This is a genomic window from Gracilimonas sp. B-17 (assembly GCF_056857935.1).
Genome location: NZ_JBSXOA010000012.1, coordinates 101,385 through 127,179 on the forward strand (window position 1 = coordinate 101,385; position 25,795 = coordinate 127,179).

The 25,795-nt window shown below is 42.9% G+C and carries 16 protein-coding genes; 11 read left to right on the forward strand and 5 right to left on the reverse strand.

From position 1 onward, the window contains the following. Position 1: 1 nt before the first annotated feature. The 7 genes from AC13FX_RS09055 to AC13FX_RS09085 all read left to right on the forward strand — a co-directional run bounded on the left by AC13FX_RS09055 (position 2) and on the right by AC13FX_RS09085 (position 13,439). Positions 2-877 (forward strand): alpha/beta hydrolase family protein, encoded by an 876-nt coding sequence (locus AC13FX_RS09055; RefSeq protein ID WP_482880246.1) that lies wholly within the window; start codon positions 2-4, stop codon positions 875-877. A gap of 174 nt (positions 878-1,051) precedes the next feature. After that, on the forward strand, positions 1,052-4,117 hold the full coding sequence (locus AC13FX_RS09060; protein WP_482880247.1) for a SusC/RagA family TonB-linked outer membrane protein: 3,066 nt from the start codon (positions 1,052-1,054) through the stop codon (positions 4,115-4,117). A 45-nt stretch (positions 4,118-4,162) separates the two neighbouring features. Further along, positions 4,163-5,539: a RagB/SusD family nutrient uptake outer membrane protein gene (locus AC13FX_RS09065; RefSeq protein WP_482880248.1), complete on the forward strand. Its 1,377-nt coding sequence runs from the start codon at positions 4,163-4,165 to the stop codon at positions 5,537-5,539. Positions 5,540-5,617: 78 nt separating this feature from the next. Next, positions 5,618-6,469: a cyanophycinase gene (locus AC13FX_RS09070; RefSeq protein ID WP_482880249.1), complete on the forward strand. Its 852-nt coding sequence runs from the start codon at positions 5,618-5,620 to the stop codon at positions 6,467-6,469. A gap of 130 nt (positions 6,470-6,599) precedes the next feature. Continuing rightward, complete coding sequence (locus AC13FX_RS09075) at positions 6,600-9,107, forward strand: zinc-dependent metalloprotease (protein WP_482880250.1); 2,508 nt, start codon at positions 6,600-6,602, stop codon at positions 9,105-9,107. Between the two features lie 163 nt (positions 9,108-9,270). Beyond that, positions 9,271-12,459: a VPS10 domain-containing protein gene (locus AC13FX_RS09080; protein ID WP_482880251.1), complete on the forward strand. Its 3,189-nt coding sequence runs from the start codon at positions 9,271-9,273 to the stop codon at positions 12,457-12,459. A gap of 110 nt (positions 12,460-12,569) precedes the next feature. Then, positions 12,570-13,439: a sterol desaturase family protein gene (locus AC13FX_RS09085; protein WP_482880252.1), complete on the forward strand. Its 870-nt coding sequence runs from the start codon at positions 12,570-12,572 to the stop codon at positions 13,437-13,439. A gap of 14 nt (positions 13,440-13,453) precedes the next feature. On the opposite strand, the gene AC13FX_RS09090 is transcribed toward AC13FX_RS09085, so the two are convergent. After that, positions 13,454-15,196: a sodium:solute symporter family protein gene (locus tag AC13FX_RS09090; protein WP_482880253.1), complete on the reverse strand. Its 1,743-nt coding sequence runs from the start codon at positions 15,194-15,196 to the stop codon at positions 13,454-13,456. A gap of 204 nt (positions 15,197-15,400) precedes the next feature. On the opposite strand from AC13FX_RS09090, the gene AC13FX_RS09095 reads away from it, so the two are divergent. Then, the gene (locus tag AC13FX_RS09095) at positions 15,401-16,864 is read left to right on the forward strand and encodes an SLC13 family permease (RefSeq protein WP_482880254.1); all 1,464 of its coding nucleotides are present in this window, start codon (positions 15,401-15,403) and stop codon (positions 16,862-16,864) included. Positions 16,865-16,874: 10 nt separating this feature from the next. Here AC13FX_RS09095 and AC13FX_RS09100 read toward each other — a convergent pair whose 3' ends face one another. Then, positions 16,875-17,534 (reverse strand): WbqC family protein, encoded by a 660-nt coding sequence (locus tag AC13FX_RS09100; RefSeq protein WP_482880255.1) that lies wholly within the window; start codon positions 17,532-17,534, stop codon positions 16,875-16,877. Positions 17,535-17,610: 76 nt separating this feature from the next. Here AC13FX_RS09100 and gltX point away from each other — a divergent pair, with 76 nt between their 5' ends. Continuing rightward, on the forward strand, positions 17,611-19,089 hold the full coding sequence (gene gltX / locus AC13FX_RS09105) for a glutamate--tRNA ligase (RefSeq protein ID WP_482880256.1): 1,479 nt from the start codon (positions 17,611-17,613) through the stop codon (positions 19,087-19,089). 90 nt (positions 19,090-19,179) lie between these two features. On the opposite strand, the gene nhaC is transcribed toward gltX, so the two are convergent. Both nhaC and AC13FX_RS09115 read right to left on the reverse strand, forming a co-directional pair. After that, positions 19,180-20,661, reverse strand: coding sequence for a Na+/H+ antiporter NhaC (gene nhaC / locus AC13FX_RS09110; RefSeq protein WP_482880257.1), 1,482 nt, complete (start codon positions 20,659-20,661; stop codon positions 19,180-19,182). Positions 20,662-20,775: 114 nt separating this feature from the next. Next, entirely contained in the window at positions 20,776-21,540 is a 765-nt protein-coding gene (locus AC13FX_RS09115; RefSeq protein ID WP_482880258.1) for an NRDE family protein, read from the reverse strand. 83 nt (positions 21,541-21,623) lie between these two features. On the opposite strand from AC13FX_RS09115, the gene AC13FX_RS09120 reads away from it, so the two are divergent. Continuing rightward, positions 21,624-24,233 (forward strand): PP2C family protein-serine/threonine phosphatase, encoded by a 2,610-nt coding sequence (locus tag AC13FX_RS09120; RefSeq protein ID WP_482880259.1) that lies wholly within the window; start codon positions 21,624-21,626, stop codon positions 24,231-24,233. A gap of 64 nt (positions 24,234-24,297) precedes the next feature. Continuing rightward, positions 24,298-24,960, forward strand: coding sequence for a metal-dependent transcriptional regulator (locus tag AC13FX_RS09125; protein ID WP_482880260.1), 663 nt, complete (start codon positions 24,298-24,300; stop codon positions 24,958-24,960). A gap of 8 nt (positions 24,961-24,968) precedes the next feature. On the opposite strand, the gene hisF is transcribed toward AC13FX_RS09125, so the two are convergent. Next, a complete protein-coding gene (gene hisF / locus AC13FX_RS09130; RefSeq protein ID WP_482880261.1) occupies positions 24,969-25,733 on the reverse strand; it encodes an imidazole glycerol phosphate synthase subunit HisF in 765 nt (254 codons plus the stop codon). Between the last annotated feature and the right edge of the window lie 62 nt (positions 25,734-25,795).

Here is a 25,795-nt window from a genome sequence, read left to right on the forward strand (position 1 = left end):
TATGGAAGTTAGCAGTATTTCGATCTCATCCGGTCAGGTTCCTTCAACAGAGGGTTTACCCATCAGATATGACCTCTATTCACCGATCTCAAGAAACGGATTAAGCTTTCCTGTCATCATTTTTTTACATGGCTTTAAGGGGTTCAAAGACTGGGGGCCCTTTCCCGATGTATGTGAAGAACTGGCCCGTGCCGGTTTTGGTGTAGTGGCCATGAATTTTTCCCTGAATGGGATCGGTGACAATAAAATGGAGTTTACTGAGATGGAACTCTTTGAAAGAGAAACTTTCTCTCAGGATCTAGATGATATAGGATCAGTGATCGAAGCGCTACAAAAGGGAGAAATTTCAGACAATCACTCCAATTTGAATACTGACACGATCGGTTTGCTTGGGCATTCTCGGGGTGGGCACACAGCTATTGCTGCTGCCGTAGAATATGATCCCATTCAATGTTTGGTTACATGGTCGGCACCGTCCGATTACCGTGAGCGATGGACAGATCAGATGAAAAAAGACTGGGAAGATCAGGGGTATACTGAGATCGAAAACAGCCGAACCGGGCAAAAAATGAAGGTTGGTAAGGTCGTATATGACGATTCTGTTAATAATGCCGAACGGGTTATTGCAATGGAGCGTGTAAAAGAGCTCCGGATCCCGACTCTATTTATTCATGGACGTGATGATGAATCGGTTCCTTATACTGAATCAGAACAATTGCATATTGCATGTGAGGCCAGGGATAAGGAATTGAGGTTGGTTTCCAATGGCACTCATACTTATGGTGCTTCACATCCTTTTGAGGGTGATGATTTCCCCAAGCCTTTTGCTGAAGTGCTGGAATGGACGGAGGGATGGTTCGTGGAATATTTGAAATAACGGTTTATTCAATATCATTTTTTGAAAAGGCTGATCATTCGATCGGCCTTTTATGTTTGTAAAATACTCTTAAAGAAGCGCTTACACTCATTTGCCTTTGTTTTTGAGTTTCATTTAGTAAAAAATTAGAGTATTGTAGAGGGTACTTAGATTAACCCAAACAAATCAATAGTTATGATGAAAAAGCTACTACAACTTAGCAGTTGCTTTATGCTACTGCTATTTGTTTCAGTTGGAACGCTACAGGCACAAACAGTATCCGGTGTTGTAGTTTCTGCTGAAGACAATGAACCGTTACCAAGTATTACCGTTTTGGTAAAAGGGACCAATAAAGGTACCGCCACAAACTTAGACGGTGAATACGAACTGGAATTGACAAGCGACGAATTTGAAAACGGTACACTTGTATTTTCAGGTGTGGGTTTTGTCCGACAGGAAGTCGCTGTAAATGGTCGCCGAACCATCGATATAGAACTTGCAACAGATACTCAGCTTTTGGATGAAGTAGTTGTTGTTGGTTTTGGGTCCATTGTTCGGGAAGATATGACCGGTAACATTGCCAGCGTTGACAGTGAAGAACTCGCTGCTGTTCCTGTTAACAGTTTTGAATCTGCACTTCAGGGAAAGACCTCAGGTGTATTTATTCAAAAGAGTAATGGTAAACTGGGACAAGGGATCAACATCCGTGTTCGTGGTACCTCATCTATATCTGCAAGCAGTCAGCCACTTTATGTGATCGATGGTATACCTGTGATCTCTGAAAGTCAATCTCAAACAGCTGACACAAATCCTCTTGCTGACCTTAACATTGATGATATTGAATCTGTTGATATCCTTAAGGATGCTTCAGCAGCGGCTATTTATGGTTCACGTGGAGCCAATGGTGTGATACTTATCACAACTAAATCTGGTCAGGCCGGTGATACCAGAATAAACGTCTCTTACGAAAGAGGCTATAGTACAGAAACCAACAGGAAAGAATTTCTGAATTCTGATCAGTATATAGAATTATTTACTGAAGCAGCTGAGCGTTCACCATTTGGAGACCTTTCAGGTGCTTACCTCGAAAACAACTGGTTCGATTACTTCGCTCAGGGCACAGACTGGGAAAATCGTCAGATCGATACAAATTGGCAGGACGAAGCATTTCAGGATGCCAGCAATACTGAGCTTAACCTTTCAGTAAGTGGTGGTACTGAAAAGACCCGTTTTTATGTATCCGGTGGGTTTAGTGACCAAATCGGTATCATTCGAGGGAATGAATTCAACCGTATGAATGCGAGATTGAATCTTGATCATACTGCTTCTGACAAGTTTGAAGTAGGAATGAACCTGGGTATTTCCAGAACTGAAAATATCCGTGTATCAAATGATAATGCCTTCTCAACTCCTTTACAGGCAATTGCACAACCTCCATTATCTCCTGTATATACCCCACAGTTCGAAAGTGGAAATTTGGTTGGTTTTAGTGATGTGCCAAATGAGAATACCTTGTATTACAATTTCCTGAGACATGTTCAGGGTGTTGATAACAATCAAACGGTATTCAGAAACATTGGTAATCTGTATGCCAATTATGAGATAGCAAGTAATCTGGAGTTCAGAAGTGAGGCCGGACTGGATCTTCTCTTTCAGAATGAAGATTATTTTGCAGACAGTAATACCAACGTAGGTGAGAATACTAGCGGTTATGGTGATTCACGCTGGGTGAACCTGGTTAATTATACTTTGAATAATTACCTCACCTGGAATCAGCAGTTTAACGACAATCACCAGTTGACCACGGTAGCCGGTGTGACTTTTGAAAGCTCAGATCGGTATCAAACTTTTGTTTCAGGTACAAACTTTCCAACGGATAGTTTTAGAAAGTTAGCCAGTGCTGCTGAAATTACAGGTGGAAATACCACTGAAACAGTATATAAGTACCTATCTTATTTTGCTCGTGCGAATTATAAATTCAGTGATAGATACCTTTTATCAGGTAGTGCACGTATAGATGGATCATCCCGATTCGGTGAGAATTCACGATATGGTTTCTTCCCTGCTGTTTCGGCCGGTTGGATCATGTCTGAAGAAGATTTCCTCAGCGATGTTGAAGCACTTAGCTTCCTGAAACTAAGAGGTAGTTATGGTCTTACAGGTAACTCTAACGTGGGTAACTTCCCATCGCGTGGACTTTATGGCGGAACAGGATATGCCGGCAGTTCCGGACTTGTGCCATCACAAACTCCTAACCCGGACCTGAAGTGGGAACGTACTGCACAGTATAACATTGGTCTTGATTTTGCCCTTTTCAATGACAGAATCGGTGGTGAGATCGATTATTATGTCAAGAAAACAGATGACCTATTGCTGAATGTGAACGTGCCAGCAACTACCGGTTATACCTCTCAGCTGAGAAATGTCGGTGAGCTTGAAAACAAAGGGTTTGAGTTTGTGCTTAACACCCAAAACACGGTAGGTGTCTTCAGGTGGAGTTCCAGCTTTAACATTGCTTTCAATGAAAACGAGGTAACCAATCTCGGTGGACAGGTAATTGAGGGCGGATTCCTGAACCGTGCTATTGAGGGTGAAGCGATAGCTGTTATGTTCGGAAAAGAATATGCCGGCGTTGATCCAGATAACGGAGATGCACTTTATTATTTGCATAGTGAAGACGGCAAGGATTACAGTGCAGGTACCACAAACGATTACTCAGCAGCAAATGATGTCGTGATCGGTAATCCAAATCCTGATTTTGTAGGTGGATTTACAAACAACTTCAACTACAGAAATTTTGATCTGGGTGTGTTACTGCAGTTCGTTTATGGAAATGACATCTATAACGGAGGTGGACGTTATCAGTCAGCCAATGGTGATTTCTTTGATAATCAAACTATAGACCAACTTAACCGCTGGCAAAACCCAGGGGATATCACAGATGTGCCCGAAGCCCGATTATTTGGATCTAACGGTAGTAACCCTTCTTCCAGGTATATATCAGATGGTTCCTATTTAAGACTTAAATCTGTGACGTTGGGATATACTCTGCCTCAAGATCTGCTATCCAGACTTCAGTTAAGAGATGTTCGCATTTACATGACGGGATTGAACCTTCTAACCTTTACCGATTATGAAGGCTGGGATCCTGAGGTTAATACTGACCTTTATGATCTGTCTAATAACCTTAACATTGGTAATGACTTCTATTCTGCACCGCAGGCCAGAACCATTTCCTTTGGTATAAATATTGGATTTTAAAACAGGTTAATACAGACAATTTTTTTAAAAAAACTTTATAAGATTATGAAAAAACTAAAACTAATTGCAGGAACACTTTTTTTAAGTGCCTTTCTGTTTACAGCGTGTGACGGGTTGCTGGATACGACTCCAAGGCAGTCCATTGATGCTAATGAAGCACTTACAAACGCAGAAAATGTGAAATCTGTGTTGATCGGTGCTTATGACGCAATTGGAGGCGGTGACCTGTACGGTGGCTGGGCCCTAATGATGCCGGACTTTCTGGCAGCCGATGATGAGTTCGATTTTTCAGGTACCTTTTTTGGTCCCAGACAGATAAGACTCAAAGAGCAGCAATATGATAACGCCAATGCTACAGGAACCTGGATCGATGCCTATGATGCCATTAATATTGCAAACAGTGCATTGGATGGTCTGGACCTTCTTGAGGGTTCGGAAAGGGATCGTGTAGAAGGTGAAGCTAAATTCATACGAGGGATGATCTATTTTGATCTGGTTCGTTTGTACGCCGACCCCTATGTATCAGGTGCTACTAACAGTCAGGCCGGAGTACCCTTGGTATTAACCCCAACCACTTCAATTGACGAGTCGAGTAATGTTGCCCGTGCTTCAGTCGAAGAGGTGTATACCCAGGTGTTAAATGACCTCAATGATGCCAAGAGCCTGTTACCGGATGTGAATCCAATTCGTTCGTATTATGCGAACTCCATGGTGGCAAGTGCCGTACTTTCCCGTGTGTACCTTCAAATGGAAGATTACGACAATGCCAGAATTGAAGCCGATCGGGTGATCTCATCAGGTAACTATTCACTGACAGATACCTATGCAGATGCATTTAACAATGTTGAGAATTCCACTGAGGATATCTTCTCAATGCAGGTAAGTGCACAAGACGGTTCCAATAGTTTGTTCACATTCTACAGTGCTGATAGTCGTGGAGATGTTGACGTTAATCAGGCTCACGTGGATGAGTATGAAGCCGGTGATGATAGATTAAATCTTTTCTATAATGATCCCAGCGATGGAGTCTTGCGTTCAGGTAAGTGGAATAATGGAGTCGATGGAAATGTTCAGCAGATCAGATTGGCAGAAATGTACCTGACTCGTGCTGAGGCTAATTTCCGTGAGGGAGTCCCTTATGTTGGTGCAGATCCGATCGATGATCTAAATGAGGTGAGAGACCGCGTCAATTTGCCTACTTACACCTTACCAACAGAATTTGATCTGAATGATATTCTGTTGGAACGTAAGTTAGAACTAATGTTTGAAGGTCAATTACTTCATGATATCAAACGGACACAAGGTACCGTTGGTACAAGAAGTTATGATGATCCTAAGTTAGTGCTTCCGATACCACGTCGTGAGATCGACTCTAACCCAAATCTATGTCAGAATGCAAGTTATACAGGTCCTACCTGCTAATTTGTTAGCATAGAAACTAAATTTGAAAAGCACCGGTTAGCCGGTGCTTTTTTTATGTCTTTAAATAAATTCAGATCTATGAAGTATATCTATCTACCGGTAATTTTATTTGCGATTATAATATCAGGTTGTGAAACGAGTCAACCAAACCCAGAAAAAGGAGCTTTGATGATCATAGGTGGAGGGAGCCGCCCGGATGTGATCATTGAGCGAATTTTGGATGAATCAGACCTGAGTGATCCTGAAGCTTTTGGTCTTGTATTGACCATGTCAGGTTTTGACCCGGATACATCAGGCTATTATGGTGAAAAACCCTTCAGGGATAATGGATTCGAAAGCATGTATTCTATTGATCTTGGAAGAAAAGATAGTGTGACTGCCGGGGCCCTTGACTCTGTTCGAAACGCCTCTTTCATGTACATTACCGGAGGGGTTCAAAGTAGGTTCATGGAACAGATCCAGAACTACCCTGAGATCGGAGAAGCTATATTTGCAGCGTATGAAAATGGGGCGGTCATTTCCGGTTCAAGTGCCGGAGCAGCCATTATGAGTCGTGTCATGATCACCGGAGATCAGGCTAAACACCCTGAATACACGTCAACCTTCTACCATCTTGAAAAGGATAATTTGGTCACTAATGATGGCCTGGGGCTTGTAAAAAATATCATTGTGGATCAGCACTTTGTGAAACGAGCCCGTAATAATCGCCTGATCACGGCCGTGATGGAGTATCCAGACCATAAGGGAGTGGGAATTGATGAATCAACTGCTATATTAGTAAGAGGAAATATCGCTGAAGTTGTGGGTTTGTCCCAGGTTCTGGTTTACAGAAATACCGGGGAGGTATCAGTAAATGAAACCGGACTACTAAAAGGTGAAGGTTTGCTACTCGATATTTATACTCAGGGTGATACTTTTACTATCTATTAAGTAAATATCAGTAAAGTCTTAAAGTTCAATGAAACTTTTTACAAGGTAATTTCGATTAAGGACTTGATTTGATGTTCAACTAACCACACCTTCATACAATAATTAACCATTAAGAACTAACCTAAGATTTATGAACTATAGAAGAATAAACGGTACAATGCTTACTGTTCTATTTCTAAGTCTTACTTTCGTATTTGCGGGATGTAAGACGGCAGAGAATGCAGCACAAGCAAATAAACCGTCCAGCACTAACGGTGCCCGGGGTGGCGCTGGCGGTGACGACGAAATGAAGAAATTCAGTGATGTTATTACTGATGAAGCTGAAACTGACGAAGGGCTGTTCAATGTCCATAAAGTTGGTGAAAAGTATTATTATGAAATTCCTGATGAGCATTTAGAAAAAGAGATGCTTCTTGTAACCCGTGTGGCTAAAACAGCTGACAATATTGGTTACGGAGGGGAAAAGCTGAATACCCAGGTGGTGCGTTGGCAAAAGAAAGATGACAAGATCTTGCTTCGACATGTCTCGTACGAAAATGTCGCATCTGAAGAAGAGCCTATCTTTGAAGCTGTAAAAAATTCAAACTTCGAGCCGATCATTTCTTCTTTTGATATTGAAGCTCTGAATGAAGATTCAACCGGTTCTGTGGTTGAAATTACAAGTTTATTTACCTCTGATATTCCTTCTTTAGGCCTGCAAAGCAGTCGTAGAAGAGCTTATCAGGTTCGGCGATTGGATGGCAGCAGAACATTTATTGAGCATATCAACAGTTATCCGGAGAATGTTGAGGCGCGAAACGTACTCACCTATGATGCGGGAGAACCCCCATCAAATTCCTCGACCGGTACCATTTCCATGGAAGTAAATCACAGTATGATCTTACTACCGGCCGAGCAAATGAGACCACGAAGTTATGACCAGAGAGTTGGTTTTTTCAGTGTCCAGAAAACGCAGTATACGGATGATGCTCAAAAAGCAAAGGCTATCCGACACATAACAAGATGGAAGCTGGTCCCTAAAGATAAAGAGGCCTATACCGCATGGTTGAATGGTGAAAGTGATGAATTGGTGGAACCGGAAAATCCGATCATCTATTATGTTGATCCAGCTACTCCTGAAAAATGGAGAAAATACCTGTTACAGGGTGTAGATGACTGGCAGGTTGCTTTTGAAGCCGCTGGTTTCAAAAATGCGATAATGGGTAAATTACCTCCAACACCGGAAGAAGATCCTGAATTCAGTCCGGAAGATGTACGTTATTCTGTGATCCGTTATTTCGCATCACCTGTTCAGAATGCTTACGGACCTCACGTTCATGATCCAAGAAGCGGACAAATTCTGGAAAGTGATATTGGATGGTATCATAACGTAATGAACCTGCTTAGAAATTGGTTCTTCATTCAGACTGCTGCCGCAAATCCTGATGCACGTGGTGTTGAATTTGATGATGAGATCATGGGAGAACTGATCCGATTTGTGTCTGCTCATGAGGTAGGTCATACACTTGGCTTCCCACATAACTGGGGTTCAAGTTACGCTTACACTGTAGATCAACTCAGAGATCCTGAATTTACATCAAATAACGGAACGGCTCCATCCATCATGGATTACGCTCGTTTCAACTACGTAGCGCAGCCCGGAGATGGAGTGACAAACTTCTACCCTGCGGTAGGTCCTTATGATAAATGGAATGCTAAATGGGGTTATACCTGGTTCCCGGAAGACTGGAGTGATGAAAGAATTGAGGAAACCCTCAATGAATGGGTGGTTGAAAGAGCTGATGATCCGATTTACTTCTATGGTGCTCAAACCGGTGCCAAGATCGATCCTAGATCACAAAACGAAGATCTGACCAATAATGCAATGGAAGCCGGCGAACTCGGTCTCGCCAACCTTCAGGTTATCACCGATAATCTTATTGATTGGACAGAGCGTGAAGGTGAGAATTACGAGGAGCTTGAAGAGTTATACATGAATATCATAGGTCAGTGGAACCGTTACATGGGTCATGTACTGAGCAATGTAGGTGGTATCTATGAGAACCATAAAACCTATGAACAGGAAGGTGTTGTATACGAAGCGGTACCAGAAGCCACACAGCGGGAAGCTATGGCATTTTTGCAGCAGCATGCATTCAGCTCGCCAACATGGGCTTTCAACAAAGAGATCCTTGATCGTGTGAATCAGGCTACCGCCATCGAGAGCTTCAGAGGAGCTCAAGCGGGAGTTCTTAGTAATCTGGTAAATGGCAGACGTATCGCAAGACTCATTGAGTTCGAAAGACGTTCTGACGAGGATACTTACACCGCATACGAAATGATGGATGATGTTCGCAATGGCATCTTCAGCGAAGTGCGTGCAGGTGAAAACATAGACGTACATCGTCGTGCACTTCAGCGTGCTTATGTGGAAGAAATGGAAGATCTGATGACAGAAGAACTGCAGGGCGGCTGGTGGGCCGGTAACTCAGTCAACGTCAGCCAGTCTGATATCCGAGCAAATGTCAGAAATCAGCTAAATATTCTAAATAGAGATATCAATAATGCTATAAGAGCCGGAGGATTAGATCGTCCGACTCGTACACATCTTGAGGATGTACAAGCACGAATCCAGGATATTCTGGATGGTGATAACTAGGAATTCCTTCTAGTTAATTGATTCTACTTAAGCCTCTCACATTTATATATGTGAGAGGCTTTTTTATTAATTAGATAGGACAAATATTTTAACAACCTCCAAATTGTTTTAAGTGTCTGAGTTGTTTATAGTTCGCTCATAAAACCGAAACCAAATAATCGTTATGAAGAATCGAATCGTTAATATTCTCTCTGTTATCGGAATGTTGTTTTTATTGGTATTCCCGGTACAAACATTGTTGGCTCAGGATCTGAATATGGATCTCCTAAAGGGTATTGAGCCAAGAAATGTCGGGCCTGCAGGTATGAGTGGCCGGATCACGGCCATTGATGTGGTACAATCAGATAATAATATTATCTATGTGGGAGCGGCCTCGGGCGGTGTCTGGAAATCCGAAAATGCCGGGGTTACCTGGGAACCGATCTTTGAAGATCAAGGTCCTATGGCTATTGGCGCCCTGGATATCTACCAGAAAAACCCAAGCATCATTTGGATGGGAACCGGAGAAGGAAATCCAAGAAACAGCCAAAGCAGTGGTGCAGGTATTTATAGAAGTATTGATGCCGGTAAATCCTGGGAATTTATAGGACTTGAAGAGACCAGAAATATTCACAGAGTACTTATTCACCCGGAGGATCCTAACACGGTGTATGTGGGAGCTCAGGGTTCTGCCTGGGGTGACAGTGAGGATCGTGGGGTTTATAAAACAACGGATGGTGGAAAGACCTGGGAGAAGATCCTTTACGTGAATGATCGCACGGGTGTTGGTGAGATGGTAATGGATCCTGATAATCCAAACAAGTTATTGGTGAATATGTGGGAATTTCGCCGTTGGCCCTGGTTCTTTAAATCCGGAGGAGAAGGATCAGGTTTATACATGACCGTAAATGGCGGAGAGAACTGGAAGGAACTTGGCCCGGAAGATGGCTTGCCGGAAGGAGAATTAGGTCGTATGGGACTGGCATTTGCACCGAGTGATACAGATATGGTATATGCCCTCATTGAGTCTAAGGAGAACGCCATTTACAGAAGTGAGGACGGTGGGTATACCTGGAACCTAAGGGAAAAAGTTAAGAATGACGGTGAGATCGGAAACCGTCCATTCTACTATGCTGAGATCTATGTAGATCCACAAAATGAAAACCGAATTTATAGTTTATACAGTTACCTGTCTATCAGTGAGGATGGAGGGAGATCATTTGAAAGCATGTATCCATACTACAACTGGGTGCATCCCGATCACCATGCCTTCTGGATCAATCCTGAAAATCCCAAACATATGATCGATGGGAATGATGGTGGATTGAATATAACCTACGATCGCGGCGAAACCTGGCGATTTGTTGATAACATTCCAGTTGGGCAATTCTATCATGTAAATGTAGATATGGATTATCCCTACAATATTTACGGTGGAATGCAGGATAACGGTACATGGCAGGGGCCGGCTTATGTATGGAGATCCGGAGATATTCGAAACTCTTATTGGGAAGAACTCTTTTTTGGGGATGGATTTGATGTAGCGATCGATCGAAGTTCCGGTCGTTATGTATATGCGATGTCGCAGCAGGGAAATGTAGGTCGCGTAGATACCGAGACAGGGAGTAGTCGGTTTGTTAAACCACATCATCCGGAAGGAGAAGAGCTTCGCTTTAATTGGAACTCAGCCATAAACATAGATTTTTTTGATGAAAAGACGATCTACTTTGGAAGTCAGTATGTACACAGAAGTAAAGACCGTGGAGAAACCTGGGAAATTATATCTCCGGATCTTACGACCAATGATACTACCAAGCAAAATCAACATCTAAGTGGTGGATTAACGCTAGATGCTACCGGGGCTGAAAACTACACAACTATAACAGTCATTGAGCCAAGTCCACTTGAGAACGAGGTTATCTGGGTGGGAACTGATGATGGCAATATTCAGATCACAAGGGATGATGGACAAAGCTGGGTAAATTTAAGAGGAAACCTTAAAGGTGTACCCGAAGGTAGCTGGGTGTCTCAGATCAAAGCATCTGATCATAATGAAGGTGAAGCATTTGTTGTGATCAACGATTATCGAAGAGATAACTGGACTCCCTATCTGATGCATACCACGAACTATGGCAGAAACTGGAGAAATATTGCAAGTGAGGATCAGGTAGATGGTTATGCGTTGTCTTTTGTTCAGGATCCCTTGGAGCCAAACCTGATGTTCCTGGGTACTGAATTTGGGTTATACGTTTCGGTAAATGGAGCTGAAAATTGGACCAGATGGGGGAATAATTACCCTACCGTTTCCACCTATGATATGATCATTCACCCAAGAGAACACGATCTGGTGATAGGGACCTTTGGCCGGTCGTTCTGGGTGTTCGATGATATTCGCCCACTGAGGGAATTAGCAGCAAATGGAACAGACGAACTCGAAAAACCGATCAAAGCCTTTTCATCTCCTGATGCCTACCTTGCAGAATGGAGACAGGCACGTGGTGTTCGATTTGCAGCAGATGCTATGTTTGCCGGAGATAACCGGCCATCTGGAGCTCTTTTGAGTTATTCCGTAAATAAAGATGTAATAGAATCGGGATCAGATGAAGAAGAATTGAAAGTAAAGATCGAGATCTATGATGCTTCAGGCAATAAGATCAGAACACTGGAAAGAACGCCGGAGCACAATGGTCTTAATCGTACAACCTGGGGATTGGATCATTCCGGAGTTGAGCGGCCGAGCAAAACACTGCGTAAAACGGATGGCAATGAACCCGGAGGTCGTGACGTACTGCCCGGTACATATAAAGTAAAATTTACAGCTGGTGATTATTCTGATTCAACCACGGTTACGGTAAATACAGATCCGCGTTTAGATATGCCCGTCTCAGCTTTAAGAAGAACGGCTGAATTTGAAAAACAAGTGGCATCACTGACTGCATATCTCGCTGAGGCGGTACAAAAAATCGCTGAGGCCAATGAGATCGTAAAAGTAAATAAAGACCTTGCTGCTGCTGATGAACGTTCTGAAGATGAGCTGGAGAGCTTTAAAGAGGCTCAGGACAAAATTCAGAAAAAAATTGATGGTTTATTTGAAATGGTATTTGGGGAAGAATCCGATAAGCAAGGCATCGTCCGGAACCCTGATCCAACCGTTCTGACACATCTATACGCAATAAATCGTTATCTGGGAAGTGATTATGATGGACCTGGCGCCAGAGAGCGAAATCTGCTTCAGCAGGCAGAAGAAGCCGTAAATGAAGCTGTTTCCGCAATCAATGATTTTGTAACCCAGGACTGGCCTGATTATCAGAGAGCCGTTGAAAATTCGGAACTCAGCCCGTTCAGGAAGATCGAACCTGTTACAAAAGACTAACTAAATTCGCAGGTAAAATAACTTGCAGCCTGTATTTCGATCCCGAAATACAGGTTGTTTTGTTTATATATGATTATAAATTTAGGGTATCACATTAAGTAACCATACCTATGGAAGGATTGATCGAATTTTTTGAAAACGTACCCACTACCTTCAGAGCCGGAATTCTTGTTGGAGGAATTTTCCTGTTTTGGGTCATAGAGGGAGTATTCCCCTTATTTGAGTTTGGATATAAAAAAGTCAGGCATGCAGCCCTTAATTTGATCCTCAATGCATTTTTTGTAGTCATTGGGTTAGGATTTGCCGGCATGTTGGTGTGGTCTTCTGAATATGTAACTGCAAACGAGTTCGGGGTTTTGCAATGGATAGAAATGCCGGTCTGGGCGCAAGCCGTGGTTGGAGTGATGCTCCTTGATTTCTTTGGGGCATATCTGATACACTGGATCGAGCACAAAGTAAGATTTATGTGGAAGTTTCATTTGGTTCATCACAGTGATACGACCGTAGATGTTACCACCGGGTTGCGACATCATCCGGGTGAGGCAGTTTTTAGAATGGTATTTACAATAATTGGTGTGATAATGGTCGGTGCACCGATCTGGATCATATTCCTGTATCAGAGCATTTCTGCATTATTCGCACATCTCACGCATGCAAACATCAATATGCCTAAAAAGATCGACCGGGTCATTGCATGGGTGTTCATAACACCGCTGATGCATAAGGTTCATCATCATTACACTCAGCCGTTAACCGATACCAATTATGGCAATATCTTTGCGATCTGGGACAGAATGTTCGGTACATTTGCTGAAGTGAACGACATCAGGGAGCTGAAGTATGGGATCGATACTCATATGGATCCAAAAGAAAATGAGGATCTAGGCAATCTTTTGAAGATACCGTTTCAGGCTTACCGGCCACCAACGGGGGCAAAATTCGGAGAAGACTCAAAAATTGAGATCAAAAAAAGAAACTAATCTAACAGACCGCTTCAGTTAGATCCATTCTTCTTACCGGGAAAAATAAAACTGATCGATATTGCAACGATCACCACAACAAAGGTACCTACCGGGTTTAACCACAGAAACTCAATAGCTTTATTGTAACCTTCAGGCATTAAGCTCCAGGGAAGAATGAAGGCATACTCACCGGCTGCGGCATTGTAGAACAGGCGATCGAAAAGGAACACCGAAAACATGCCTGAGATCAAGCCTATCAAAGCGCCTGTGCCGGTCGCTCTTTTGACCCAAAGCAAGAGAATGAAAACGCCTAATATGGATCCGTAAAAGTAGCTGCCGATCTGATTGACCAATTCAATGATAGAGCGTGTTTCTCCCATCAGTAGGGCAGATACTGTAGCAAGTGCTCCCCAAAAGAACGTGACTCCACGGGATGACTTCACATAATGGGCTTCCGTATGCAGGTCTCCCTTTAATCGCTGATACCAATCTACAATGGAAACAGTGGTCAAAGCATTGAGCTCACTGTCTATGGAACTTAGGGCAGCTGCAAAAATACCGGCCACAATAAGTCCGACAATACCAATAGGTACAAAATTGAGTATGAAGTAAGGGAATATGTAATTGGTGTCGTTCACATCAGCCTGACGGATCTCTGCCTGCAGAGCAAGTTCTGCATTTCTGGCATCATTTAATTTGGCATCGTTCTCTACAAAAAGTTGCTTAGTGCTTTCACTTCGATCTTGAACGGCGTCAAATGCGGCCTCTTTTCTTGCAAGGTGAGCGACTTGATAATCCTTGAGTATCTTTTGTTCTGCCAGTTGTTGCTGTTCAGTTTGGGCAACAGGTTCAGTGCTTCTGAATGATGCGGGAGCTGAGTTAAAGATGAAGAATACATAGAGCATCACACCCAACAAAAGAATAAAAAATTGCATGGGAACCTTGGCATAGGCTGTAAGCAACAGTGACTTTCGGGCATTTTTAACCGAGTCGGTGGTGAGGTAGCGCTGAACCTGTGTCTGATCGGTTCCAAAATAGGAGGCCATCAGGAAGAAAGCAGCGATCACACCACTCCAGATATTATACTTTTCAGTGAGGTCAAAATTGAGGTCCAGAGCAGTCAGTTTATCGAGAGAACCGGCGAGGTACAAAGCTCCGTCAAAACCAACTTCCTCTGGCAAGTGATGCCAGATCAGGCCAAAGCAAAAGATCAATCCAAACATCATGACTATCATTTGTTTGACATCGGTATTGATCACTCCGGCGATACCGCCAACAGTTGTATATAAGGTCGCAATGATACCGATGATCAGAATAGTGATATTCAGTGGGAGTCCTAGCAAGAGTGATAAGACGTATGAGGGTGCAGCTATCACAACTCCTAAAGCCAAACCCCGGGATATCAAAAATAAACCGGATGTAGTAAGCCGGGTTTTCAATCCAAAACGTTCTTCCAGAACTTCATATGCTGTAAAATTCTGCATCTTGCTGAAGAATGGAACCAGGAACATACAAATGAAGATCATGGCAAAAGGAATTGCCAGATAGGTTTGTACAAACCTCATGTCTTCAACATAGGCAATACCGGTAGTTCCGATGAACGTAATAGCTGAGGCTTGTGTGGCCATGACAGACAGTCCGGCTGCCCACCAGGGCATGGATCTATTTGCAAGCAAATACCCCTCGATTGTAGAGGCATCTTTACCGCGTCGGGTTCCATCCCATATGGTATAACCCAGAAAGGCAATAAGTACTAACCAATCGATCCAGCTCATTTATGGTAAATTGAAAGTTGAGGTGAACCAAAAGAAAAGGAGTATGTATGTAATACCCAGTATGGCTACAACGGTATAATCCGTTCGCCATTCGGTATAAAAATTTTGGTCAGTATTTTTTTCTTCCATGCCAGATAATACTTATTGTGATCTTTTATTGAAAGTATTCGCTAATATTAACCTAAAAAAAAGACGAACGTCACAATGATGAAACATAAAGGAAAGTTCCTTGGCTTGATCGCCGGACTTGCTGCTTTTTTATTAACATTGTGGTTACCTACACCAGAGGGTCTGAGTGAAGCAGCATGGAAAACAGCTGCCATAACATTGCTGATGGGTTTTTGGTGGATAACCGAAGCCATACCAATATCCGCTACGGCACTGATCCCGATCGCTTTGTTTCCCATTCTTGATATAGTCTCAATTTCTGAAGCTACTACGCCTTACGCAAATCCACTTATATTTTTATTTATGGGTGGGTTTATTATTGCACTGGCCATGGAGCGATGGAATTTACACAACCGGATCGCACTTTCAATAATTAGTGTGGTTGGTATGAAACCCACTTCCATCATCATAGGTTTTATAATTGCCTCTGCGTTTCTGAGCCTTTGGGTGAGTAACACCGCTACCGCTATTATGATGCTCCCCATAGCTCTTTCTATACTGAATCTAAATGCCGGTGAAGGGAATGAAGACCCGACTAACTTTGAGATCGTTCTATTGCTGTGCATTGCCTATGCATGTAATATTGGAGGAATCGGAACCTTGATCGGAACTCCGCCAAATGCATTACTTGCCGGTTTTATGCTTGAGAACTATGGGTATGAGATCAGTTTTTTCAAATGGATGCAGATCGGATTACCGGTAGTATTGGTCAGTTTGCCACTCATGTACCTGGTTCTGACGAAATTAGTTTATCCGATCAATATAGATGTACTGCCGGGCGGGGCCGAACTGATAGCTGAGAAGATCAAGAGACTTGGCGGGATCTCAGAACAAGAAAAAAAAGTGGCCATTATATTTTCCTTAACGGCTTTATTATGGATGTTTCGTCCCTTGGTAAGTGAATTTATTCCGGGTTTGTCAGATGCCGGTATTGCTATAGGGGCTTCTGTGCTGTTATTTATATTTCCTGCTGGTGGGGATGAAAAACGGGGGTTGTTGGTTTGGGAGGATACCAAAAAGTTACCTTGGGGAGTACTGATACTATTTGGAGGAGGGTTGAGTATGGCATCAGCCATCAATGAAACGGGTTTGGCTACATGGATAGGTACCGGCATTGGGAGTTTCAGTACCTGGCCTGTTTGGGTGATCGTGATATTGGTTGTTACCCTAATTGTTTTTCTAACTGAAATGACAAGCAATACTGCATCCACCGCTGCTTTTTTGCCTATTCTTGCATCTGTTGCAATCGGGTTGGGAGAGAACCCACTTTTACTTGCCATACCAACGGCCATAGGTGCAAGCTGTGCATTTATGCTCCCGGTAGCTACCCCACCAAATGCTATTGTTTACGGAAGTAATAAGATAACGATTCCTCAAATGTCCAAAGCCGGACTTTGGTTGAATTTTTTACTTATAGGTCTGATCTCAATTGCAGCCCTCACGATCATAAGCTGGATCTTTGGCATCGAGATAGGGGTGTTACCTGACTGGGCAGGCTAAGGCTTATGAATTAAAGGGAGTCAATGATCCGAAAGCTTTCTTTACCGTAATAAAAAAGAAGATCGAGGATGCTGAGTCCTGCAATAAAATCATCATCACCTTGACTGTAAACCGGGTGCTTTTGAAGTGCCTGAACCTGATGGTCACTTAACCATTGATAATTTTTTGCATCATATTCCTGATAAAGTAAATCTACTTTTAAGTTGCTTGATAACACATCAGGATTGGGGTCAAATTCGGGAGTTTGGCTTGCTAAATGGTAATTAACATCAAATTCCATATATGTTTTAAGCCGGTCAAAAAACCAGGTGTTTAGGTTGATCAGCTTCTCAAATTCATGAAAATTCCGTATATCAGCTTCAAGTTCTTCCGCAAAAAAATCGAACCAGGTAGCATTGGAGTAGTTATGCAAAAGGGCATTCCAGAATGGCTCGATCCATTCTTCGGTGTGATCGATTCGCACCTCGCCGATAGCATTTTTTTTATCTTCGGTTCTGATGGGTATGTTGATCCACTGCAGTCCGTGTTCCCCCTTGATCGCTGCCCGGTGAGTCCGGCCTTTTCTTGACCACCTTTCGAGGTCGTTCCATATCACCTGATCCGCTTTAAGCATGGAGGCCAGATCATAGAGGTTTGGGGCAAATTGTGGTTGGATGAGCGCCAGCTTCAATGGCTTAAATTTAGCGGTTAAAATTTCTTATCTTTATAGGCTGAAAATAGAAGAATTCAACTAAACAAAATAACACATGTCAGTTCGCGTACGATTTGCGCCTTCACCTACCGGATTTCTACACATTGGCGGCCTCCGGACCGCACTTTATAACTACCTGTTTGCCCGTCATAATGATGGTACCTTTGTTCTCCGAATTGAGGATACCGATCAGTCCCGATATGTTGAGGGAGCTGAACAGGATATCATCGATTCCCTGGAATGGGCAGGAATGGAAATTGATGAAGGGCCCGGGAAAGGCGGTGAGCACGGACCATACCGACAAAGTGAGCGCAAGGATATTTATCACAAATACGCAGAACAATTGATAGAACAGGGTCAGGCATATTATGCATTTGACACCGTAGAAGAAATTGATGAGATGCGTGAACGACTGAAGGCGTCAGGGAACCCATCCCCGAAATATGATGCCATCACGCGTCAGTCCATGAAAAACAGCTTGACATTACCTCAGGATGAGGTTGAAAAGAGACTGGAAAATGGAGATGAGTATGTGGTTCGGTTGAAAGTGCCCCGCAAGGAGACGATCCGTTTTGAGGATGAGATCCGAGGGCATGTTTCCTTTGACACTGAAGGACTTGATGATCAGGTACTTCTCAAGTCAGACGGTATGCCAACCTATCACCTTGCAAATGTGGTAGACGACCATACCATGGAGATCACACACGTGATACGGGGTGAAGAGTGGTTGAGTAGTACCCCTAAGCACATTCTCTTGTATGATGCTTTCGGTTGGGAAGCACCTAAGATGGCGCACCTGCCACTGATCATGAGCCCAAGTGGCGGTAAGCTTTCTAAGCGTAAAGCTGAGAGTGAAGGCATTCCTGTCAATACCAAAGATTATATCTCCGGTAATTATGAACCGGATGCCCTGGTTAATTTTTTGGCCTATCTTGGATGGAGTCCGGGCGATGATTCTGAGATCCACACCATGGAAGAATTGTGTGATCTGTTCACACTGGATCGGGTATCGAAGGGAGGAGCTGTATTTAACTTCAAAAAGCTGATGTGGTACAATGAGAATTATATCCGTGAGCATTCTGTAGAAGAACTCAAACCACGGGTCGAAGCTCTGTTTCTTGGAAAAGGTTTTGACATCCCAAGCGATGAGTTTCTGAATACTGTGATCGAGTTATTACACGAGCGTGTATCAAAAGTGGATGAATTTGTAAGTATGGGATCCTTCTTCTTTGAAGCTCCTGAAGCCTACGATGAAAATGCACTGAAAAAGTGGAAAGATGATAGTCCGCAACTGGTACTTGCTTACAAAGCGAAGATCGAGCAACTATCGGATGATGAGTTTGAGGCGGTTACTTTAAAGGAGAAGCTTAAAGAAACCATTGAAGAGCACGATGTTGGTTTTGGAAAGTTGATGATGCCTTTGCGTATTGCTGTTTCCGGTCAGGGTTTCGGACCGGATCTGTTTCCGGCTCTAGAACTGATCGGCAAGGAAGAAGTGCTTGACAGGATAGATACAGCCCTTGAGCGTCTGTAATACGATAACTTGAGAACAAAATATAATTAAAAAGGCGAGCCGTATGGCTCGCCTTTTTTATATCATAAATATTCGAATGATGATGAAGAATCAGGGATTGTCAAAGTCATCTTCGGTAGATTCTTTTCCTTTAGCTTCAGCAAGAGTACGGATCTTGATTCCTGCATAAGCATAAAAGATCGTCATAAATGGACTGATCAGGTTAAAGAAGGCAAAGGGGAAATAAGCAAAGGTGGATACACCCAATACATTAGCGTGATATGCCCCACAAGTGTTCCATGGAACCAGCACTGATGTTACCGTACCTGAATCCTCCAGGGTACGACTCAGGTTTTCAGGAGCAAGTCCCTTTTCTTTATAGGTATCAGTGTACATTCGTCCCGGTACTACAATGGCCAGATACTGGTCAGAGGCCGTGACGTTAAAGAACACACAGGTTCCAACAGTTGAAGTTATCAATGAACCGGTTGAGTTAACCATAGATATCACGGCTTCAGCAATGCGTTTCAGCATCCCACTTGCCTCCATTACTCCACCAAAGATCATGGCGGATATGATCAGCCAAACGGTTCCAAGCATCCCATACATTCCACTTGAACTTAGCAGATCATCTACGATGGCATTACCAGTCACAATACTGATGTCACCGTAAAGAGCCATCATGACTCCGACATAACTTGATTCCCAGGAATGCTGTTCATAACCTGATACGGTATGTACTACATCAGGTTGAAAAATAAGGGCGAATAATCCGCCTAATAGTGCACCTGAAAGAATTGAAGGAATGGCAGGAATTTTTTTGATGATCAAAACAACAACGATGATGGGTACGATAAATAACCATCCATTAATATTGAATGCTCCATCGATGGCCATTAATATCTTGTCGGTATCCATGACCTGAGCATCTCCTCCATACATGAAACCAAGGATCAGGAAAAGGACCAGCGAAATTGAAATAGATGGCACGGTGGTATACGCCATATAGCGAATGTGAGTAAACAGATCAGTACCAACCATGGCAGGGGCTAAGTTTGTGGTGTCAGACAATGGCGACATCTTATCTCCAAAATATGACCCGGAAACAATGGCTCCGGCTACCATTCCGGGATTAAGACCTAGAGCAGTTCCAATACCTACTAATGCAATACCAACAGTAGCAGCGGTTGTCCAGGATGAACCGGTTGCAACAGCTACGATCGCACATACCACACAGGCAGCGAATAAGAAGATAGTAGGATTAAGGATCATAAGTCCATAGTAGATCATGGCCGGTACAATACCACTCAGTAGCCAGGTTCCAGCCAGAGAGCCTATCAGCAGCAGTATAATTATAGATGACATGGCGGAACTGATGCTTTTTACAATACCCGATCGAATTTCCCGCCAGTTAAAGCCTAACCGGAATGCGACTAAACTTGCAACAGCCGCTGAAAGCATTAAAATGATCTGGTTGGAACCATCCAGCGAGGCATCCCCAAAAATGCGCACGTTTATAAAAAGTGCTATGATCAGGAAAATGATAGGAACAAAAGCCTGAAATAGAGTAGGTTTAGAATATTTGTAGGTCATTTAGTTTGATTTGATCGAGTTAACAACATGAAAATTCAGCTGATGTTAGCAGGTCGCCTATTTAATGAATTATTCAGTAAAAGTTAAGCGGAGGCTAAAATTTTTACGAACCTGTCAAAATGAAAAGTGATTTTCAGAATCAATTTCAGTACTTCCGGGCTTAAATGTGTGCTCTGTAAAATCAACATTCCCGTTTTTATCAATAAGAAGAACCGTTGAGCACCGGGTTCCGTAATTTTCAGTTTTGATGAATATGGGGGAGATCGCCTTTTCAAGGTCTCTGGGAATTCCGGTCACAGGCAGGTTCTCATCTTCCGCTTTTGATCGATCCATCAGAAGTTCAAATAGCTCAACTTTATTTATTTCCTCTGAGCTTATCAGGTCTTCCATTTTTTTGTTGGCAGTATTTAGTTTTGGCCAGGAAGTATCAAGTAAAGCATTGCTGATTCCATGCACACCGGGTTCTATGGCAGTCATCCGCTTACTTTGATTTGAGAAATGGTAGAAATGGCCACTGTCCCAAAGCAACAGGTTGAAGCCATTATAATCCTGAGCACTGGAAGAGAGATGTTGCAAATATTCAATTGCTGAGTTGTCAGAAGTCAAATAGTTGATCACTAATTCTCCGCGTGAAGGAGGATCTTCTTTTACGATCGTGGGATCCCTGTAGTTAGTCAAGGCTCCCCATCTGCCATCTTTATGAATTCCAAGCCATGTGCCTCCGGCTTCCAGGTCTTTTCCGGCCAATATATCAGGATGACCTTCATCCGTCCAGAACTGAGCAGGTCGGGCTGGCCGGCCATAGAATTCATCTCTGTTGCCTGCCAGAATGAGCTCATATTTTGGATGCTTTTTGTAGGCAAATGTGATCAGGCACATATATTAGTGAGATTATCTTTCGTAATTTTAGATGAATCTAAGGATATTCTGTAACCTATTTTAATTTTTTCGTAGAGTAGTATATGCAAAAGGGCAAAAAAGACTTTAGGGACTTGTTGATAGTGATCATCGGTATCGCCGGTATGATCTGTTATTTCTACACCATTTCGGGAGTTCACCCCTTTAGAATAACGGAAATGGATCTTTCAAAAGCGGAGATACTATCCAAAGCTGATTCGGTTTTGCAAAGCTGGCAGTATCAGACTCAGTCATTTTATCCCGTTGCCACCTTTCAGTCAGAAGCCGGTTTTCTGGATTCCCTTCAAAAAAAGATCGGTAAAAAGGAACTTGATGAATACTTGCAGAATTCCAACACCATTCAGGACTTGCCGTTTTTTAGCTGGAGGATCAATGAAGTTTACAGTGAAGAGGTGGAAAATGAGGTTACACTTGACCTCAGTATTGATACCAAAGGCAATGTAACGGCTTTTTCAGCCAATCAATATCTGATCATCGAACAGCGGCCATTCAACAGGGTAGCTATACAGCACATCTATGAGAATGAAATAGATAACTATTCCCGCATACTGGAAGATTCGCTCATCACTGGGTTGCTAAATGTACAGCACTTAAATGGAATGTCTCAAAATGGATCGCGTTATCGGGTATTGCCGGAAGAACTTAGGATATTCAGTGACAGTCCCGAATCTGAATTGTATACAGAAAAATTGATCTGGAGACATGCCGATTTCTACTTATCACAGACTATATGGAGTAATTTTGAACTATCACGTGATTCCGTACGATTTGTTGATGAAGCAAATATCAGGTATGCACAAGCCTTTTTGAGTTTAACAGATCCTGTAACTGAAACATCAGCCTCATTGACAATGAAGTTATTGCCGGCAGGATCCTTAATGAGTCTGAACTATAGCCTGTCGCCGAAATTGAAACCTGCAAATGAAGAACTTTCGGACATCCTGGAATCCATGGCATTGTTTGTGATCCTGGTTTTTGTGATCTGGTTATTCTTCATCTTTTATATGCGGATTAAAGCTCGTGCCGTTGATACCCGCCCGGCTATGATAGTAGCAGTGCTTGCCGGTTTTGCAGTTCCGGGTTTCTGGATCCTTCAGTTTTTTAATTCCTTTGACTTTCTATGGCAGGTCATAGATGTAAGTCAAGTTCTTAATGGAATGCTTTTTGTCGGGGTGATGGGGGCCATCAGTGCGGTTGCATTCTTTGTCTTAACAGCGGTTAGTGATTCGATCACCAGACAATATTGGCCTGAGAAATTAAAAAGCTGGGACCTTATAAGAAGCGGTCTGTTCGTAAATAAACCGGTTGGGTGGGCCATAGTGAATGCGATCGGTATTGGTGGTTTACTTGCAGGTATTACCGGTTTATTCCTCAATCAGATACCATCTGCCTATGTTTCAGCGGGAGCAGGACTACTATCTGATCAATTTATTCTTCCCTCAGTAGCTAACCTGCTCGTTACTGTGATCACTGTACTCCTGGTTATCGTTTCGATCTACCTGATCATAGGAAATCAGATCAGAAGCCTGATCAATAAAGATTACGCCATACTTATTCTTAGTGCAGCCTTATTTGGCCTGGTGGATGTCCTGCCTTTCAATATTGAGCCGGACATCCTGAACCGTGGGATGAGAAGTGCAGTCGGTTTACTCTTAGGGTATTTTTATCTGCGTTATGATTTTCTGACTGTAGTGCTGGGTTTCTTTGTATACCTGAATTTTCTTTCCACAGCTAAAGGTTGGGTTATAAGTGATTCTCCAGACGCAAACACTTTTTATCTGTTTCTACTGGTACTTGCGTTTGCTGCAATAATGGGGATCTATTTTGTTGCAAAAGGAAGCGAAAGAAAAGAGTTGCCTGAATATGTACCCACTTATATAGAAGATCAGGCAAAGGAGCAAAGGGTAAAGCAAGAGCTTTCGATAGCCCGTGCCGTACAGCATACTTTTTTACCTTCTAAAATTCAGAGCATGCCCGGAATTGATATGGCAGGAATATGTATTCCGGCACAGGAAACCGGTGGGGACTATTATGACATGATCTCGCTGGGAGAACAAAGGGTTGCTATTGCCATAGGAGATGTAAGTGGTAAAGGGATCCGGGCTGCATTCTATATGACCTTCACTAAAGGGGTTCTACACAGTTTAAGCGCTTTGATCCTTTCTCCGGTTGAGTTATTGAACCAGCTAAATAGGCTATTCAACGAAAATGCCACCCGGGGTACTTTCATTTCTATGATCTACGGAATATTTGAGGCAAAAAAACGAACCTTTACCTTTGCCCGTGCAGGTCATAATCCTATGCTGTTGGTTAAAAATAATGGTTCTGCTGAATGGATAAAGCCCAGAGGATTGGGAATTGGAGTAGCAAAAGGAGATAATTTTATTGAATGTACTGAGGAGGCTGAATTAAAACTCAAAGAAGGGGATGTATTAATTCTTTATACTGATGGTATCACTGAAATGCTTGATGCCGGAGGGCGTTTTTACGGTGAAGACCGCCTCAGGGAACTGGTCAGGAATATTCGGAAGGGATCGTCAGAAGAGATCATGAAACGAATAGTCAGCGATGTAAATGAGTTCAAGGGATTGGCAAAACAACACGATGACATGACCCTCGTTATCATAAAAGCTGATGCATCCGCTAATCAATAGGTGATTTTTCCGTATCATTGGAAATTAAATCATCCAGATCAATTTTCAACAATTATTTAAACCTATGGGACTAAGTCAGTCTGTAGAGGATTACCTCAAAGCAGTTTACATATTACAGACAGAAGGAGACACTGCAACCACCACAAATATTGCTAACGCTCTTGATGTATCTTCGGCCTCGGTAACTAATATGTTGAAGAAGCTGGCTAAGATGAATTTGCTTGAATATCAGTCCTATAAGGGGGCTACATTGACAGAGTCCGGCAAAAAGATCGCGTTGGAGGTTGTCAGACATCATCGGCTTTTGGAGCTTTATTTACGGGATGTGATGGGGTATTCCTGGGATGAGGTGCATGATGAAGCAGAAAACCTGGAGCATCATATCTCAGAGCAATTTGAAGACCGTATTGCGGAACTCTTGAATCACCCTACTCACGACCCTCATGGGGATCCTATTCCAACCAAGGAGGGTGTAGTTCCTGATATGGCCAGACTTTCCATCACTAAAGCTGAGGAAAATACCAGCTACGTTGTAGGAAGGGTAAAAGACCAGGATCCTGAAAAGCTAAGATATCTGGAGAAAATTGGGATAATACCCGGGGTAAAAGTTGAGATCCTGGAAAAAGCACCATTCAATGGGCCTGTAAAGATAAGACTCGAAGGCGAAAATGAGCAGGTCGTTGGTCATTCAGTAGCCAGTGACGTATATCTGCTGGATGTCAGTTGAACTATTGTTCAGTCTAGGTAAGGCCTGACATCAATGCCGTTTTTCAGCATCTCATCTTTGAGATCTTTGATCTCCACTTCCTTGAAATGAAAGATACTTGCTGCCAGAACAGCATCAGCGTTTGCCTGCAGAACAGCATCTATACAATGCTGAATATTTCCGGCGCCACCGCTGGCTATAACAGGTATACGAACAATCTCATTAACTTTCTTCAATAGCTCAATGTCAAAGCCGGCTTTGGTCCCGTCTCTATCCATGCTGGTGAGTAAGATCTCACCGGCACCACGTTGTTCAACTTCCTGCATCCATTCTATGGCATCCAGACCGGTATCTTCAGTCCCACCTTTGATAAATACATTCCAGCTGTTACCGGTTTTTTTGGCATCAACGGCAGCTACTACAGCCTGAGCGCCAAAATTTCTTGAGGCTTCATTGATGAGATCAGGATTCTTAACGATACTGCTGTTCAGTGAAACTTTATCGGCTCCTGATTTCAGAAGTTCTTCAATCTCTTCGATCGTTTTAATGCCTCCGCCAACTGTAAATGGGATGTTGATCTCTGCTGCGATCTTCCTGACAAGTTCTTTGAGGGTTTTACGTTTTTCCAAAGTGGCAGTGATATCCAGAAAGACCAGTTCATCTGCACCTTCCTCACTATATCGCTTGGCGAGCTCAACGGGATCACCTGCATCACGCAGACCTTCAAAATTCACACCTTTTACTGTTCGCCCATTTTTGATATCCAGGCAGGGAATAATTCTTCTTGTAAGCATAGACTTCTTGATATTCTAAATAACCGCACAACATTAACTGAGTTTGTGCAGGATATTTACGA

Excerpts from the sequence above, each read along its gene's own strand:
- AC13FX_RS09115 (WP_482880258.1), bottom strand. The coding sequence starts at position 21,540 with ATGTGCCTGATCACATTTGCCTACAAAAAGCATCCAAAATATGAGCTC.
- AC13FX_RS09075 (WP_482880250.1), top strand. The coding sequence starts at position 6,600 with ATGAACTATAGAAGAATAAACGGTACAATGCTTACTGTTCTATTTCTA.
- AC13FX_RS09090 (WP_482880253.1), bottom strand. The coding sequence starts at position 15,196 with ATGAGCTGGATCGATTGGTTAGTACTTATTGCCTTTCTGGGTTATACC.
- gltX (WP_482880256.1), top strand. The coding sequence starts at position 17,611 with ATGTCAGTTCGCGTACGATTTGCGCCTTCACCTACCGGATTTCTACAC.
- AC13FX_RS09085 (WP_482880252.1), top strand. The coding sequence starts at position 12,570 with ATGGAAGGATTGATCGAATTTTTTGAAAACGTACCCACTACCTTCAGA.
- AC13FX_RS09095 (WP_482880254.1), top strand. The coding sequence starts at position 15,401 with ATGATGAAACATAAAGGAAAGTTCCTTGGCTTGATCGCCGGACTTGCT.
- AC13FX_RS09120 (WP_482880259.1), top strand. The coding sequence starts at position 21,624 with ATGCAAAAGGGCAAAAAAGACTTTAGGGACTTGTTGATAGTGATCATC.
- AC13FX_RS09060 (WP_482880247.1), top strand. The coding sequence starts at position 1,052 with ATGATGAAAAAGCTACTACAACTTAGCAGTTGCTTTATGCTACTGCTA.
- AC13FX_RS09070 (WP_482880249.1), top strand. The coding sequence starts at position 5,618 with ATGAAGTATATCTATCTACCGGTAATTTTATTTGCGATTATAATATCA.
- nhaC (WP_482880257.1), bottom strand. The coding sequence starts at position 20,661 with ATGACCTACAAATATTCTAAACCTACTCTATTTCAGGCTTTTGTTCCT.
- AC13FX_RS09065 (WP_482880248.1), top strand. The coding sequence starts at position 4,163 with ATGAAAAAACTAAAACTAATTGCAGGAACACTTTTTTTAAGTGCCTTT.
- hisF (WP_482880261.1), bottom strand. The coding sequence starts at position 25,733 with ATGCTTACAAGAAGAATTATTCCCTGCCTGGATATCAAAAATGGGCGA.
- AC13FX_RS09080 (WP_482880251.1), top strand. The coding sequence starts at position 9,271 with ATGAAGAATCGAATCGTTAATATTCTCTCTGTTATCGGAATGTTGTTT.
- AC13FX_RS09055 (WP_482880246.1), top strand. The coding sequence starts at position 2 with ATGGAAGTTAGCAGTATTTCGATCTCATCCGGTCAGGTTCCTTCAACA.
- AC13FX_RS09125 (WP_482880260.1), top strand. The coding sequence starts at position 24,298 with ATGGGACTAAGTCAGTCTGTAGAGGATTACCTCAAAGCAGTTTACATA.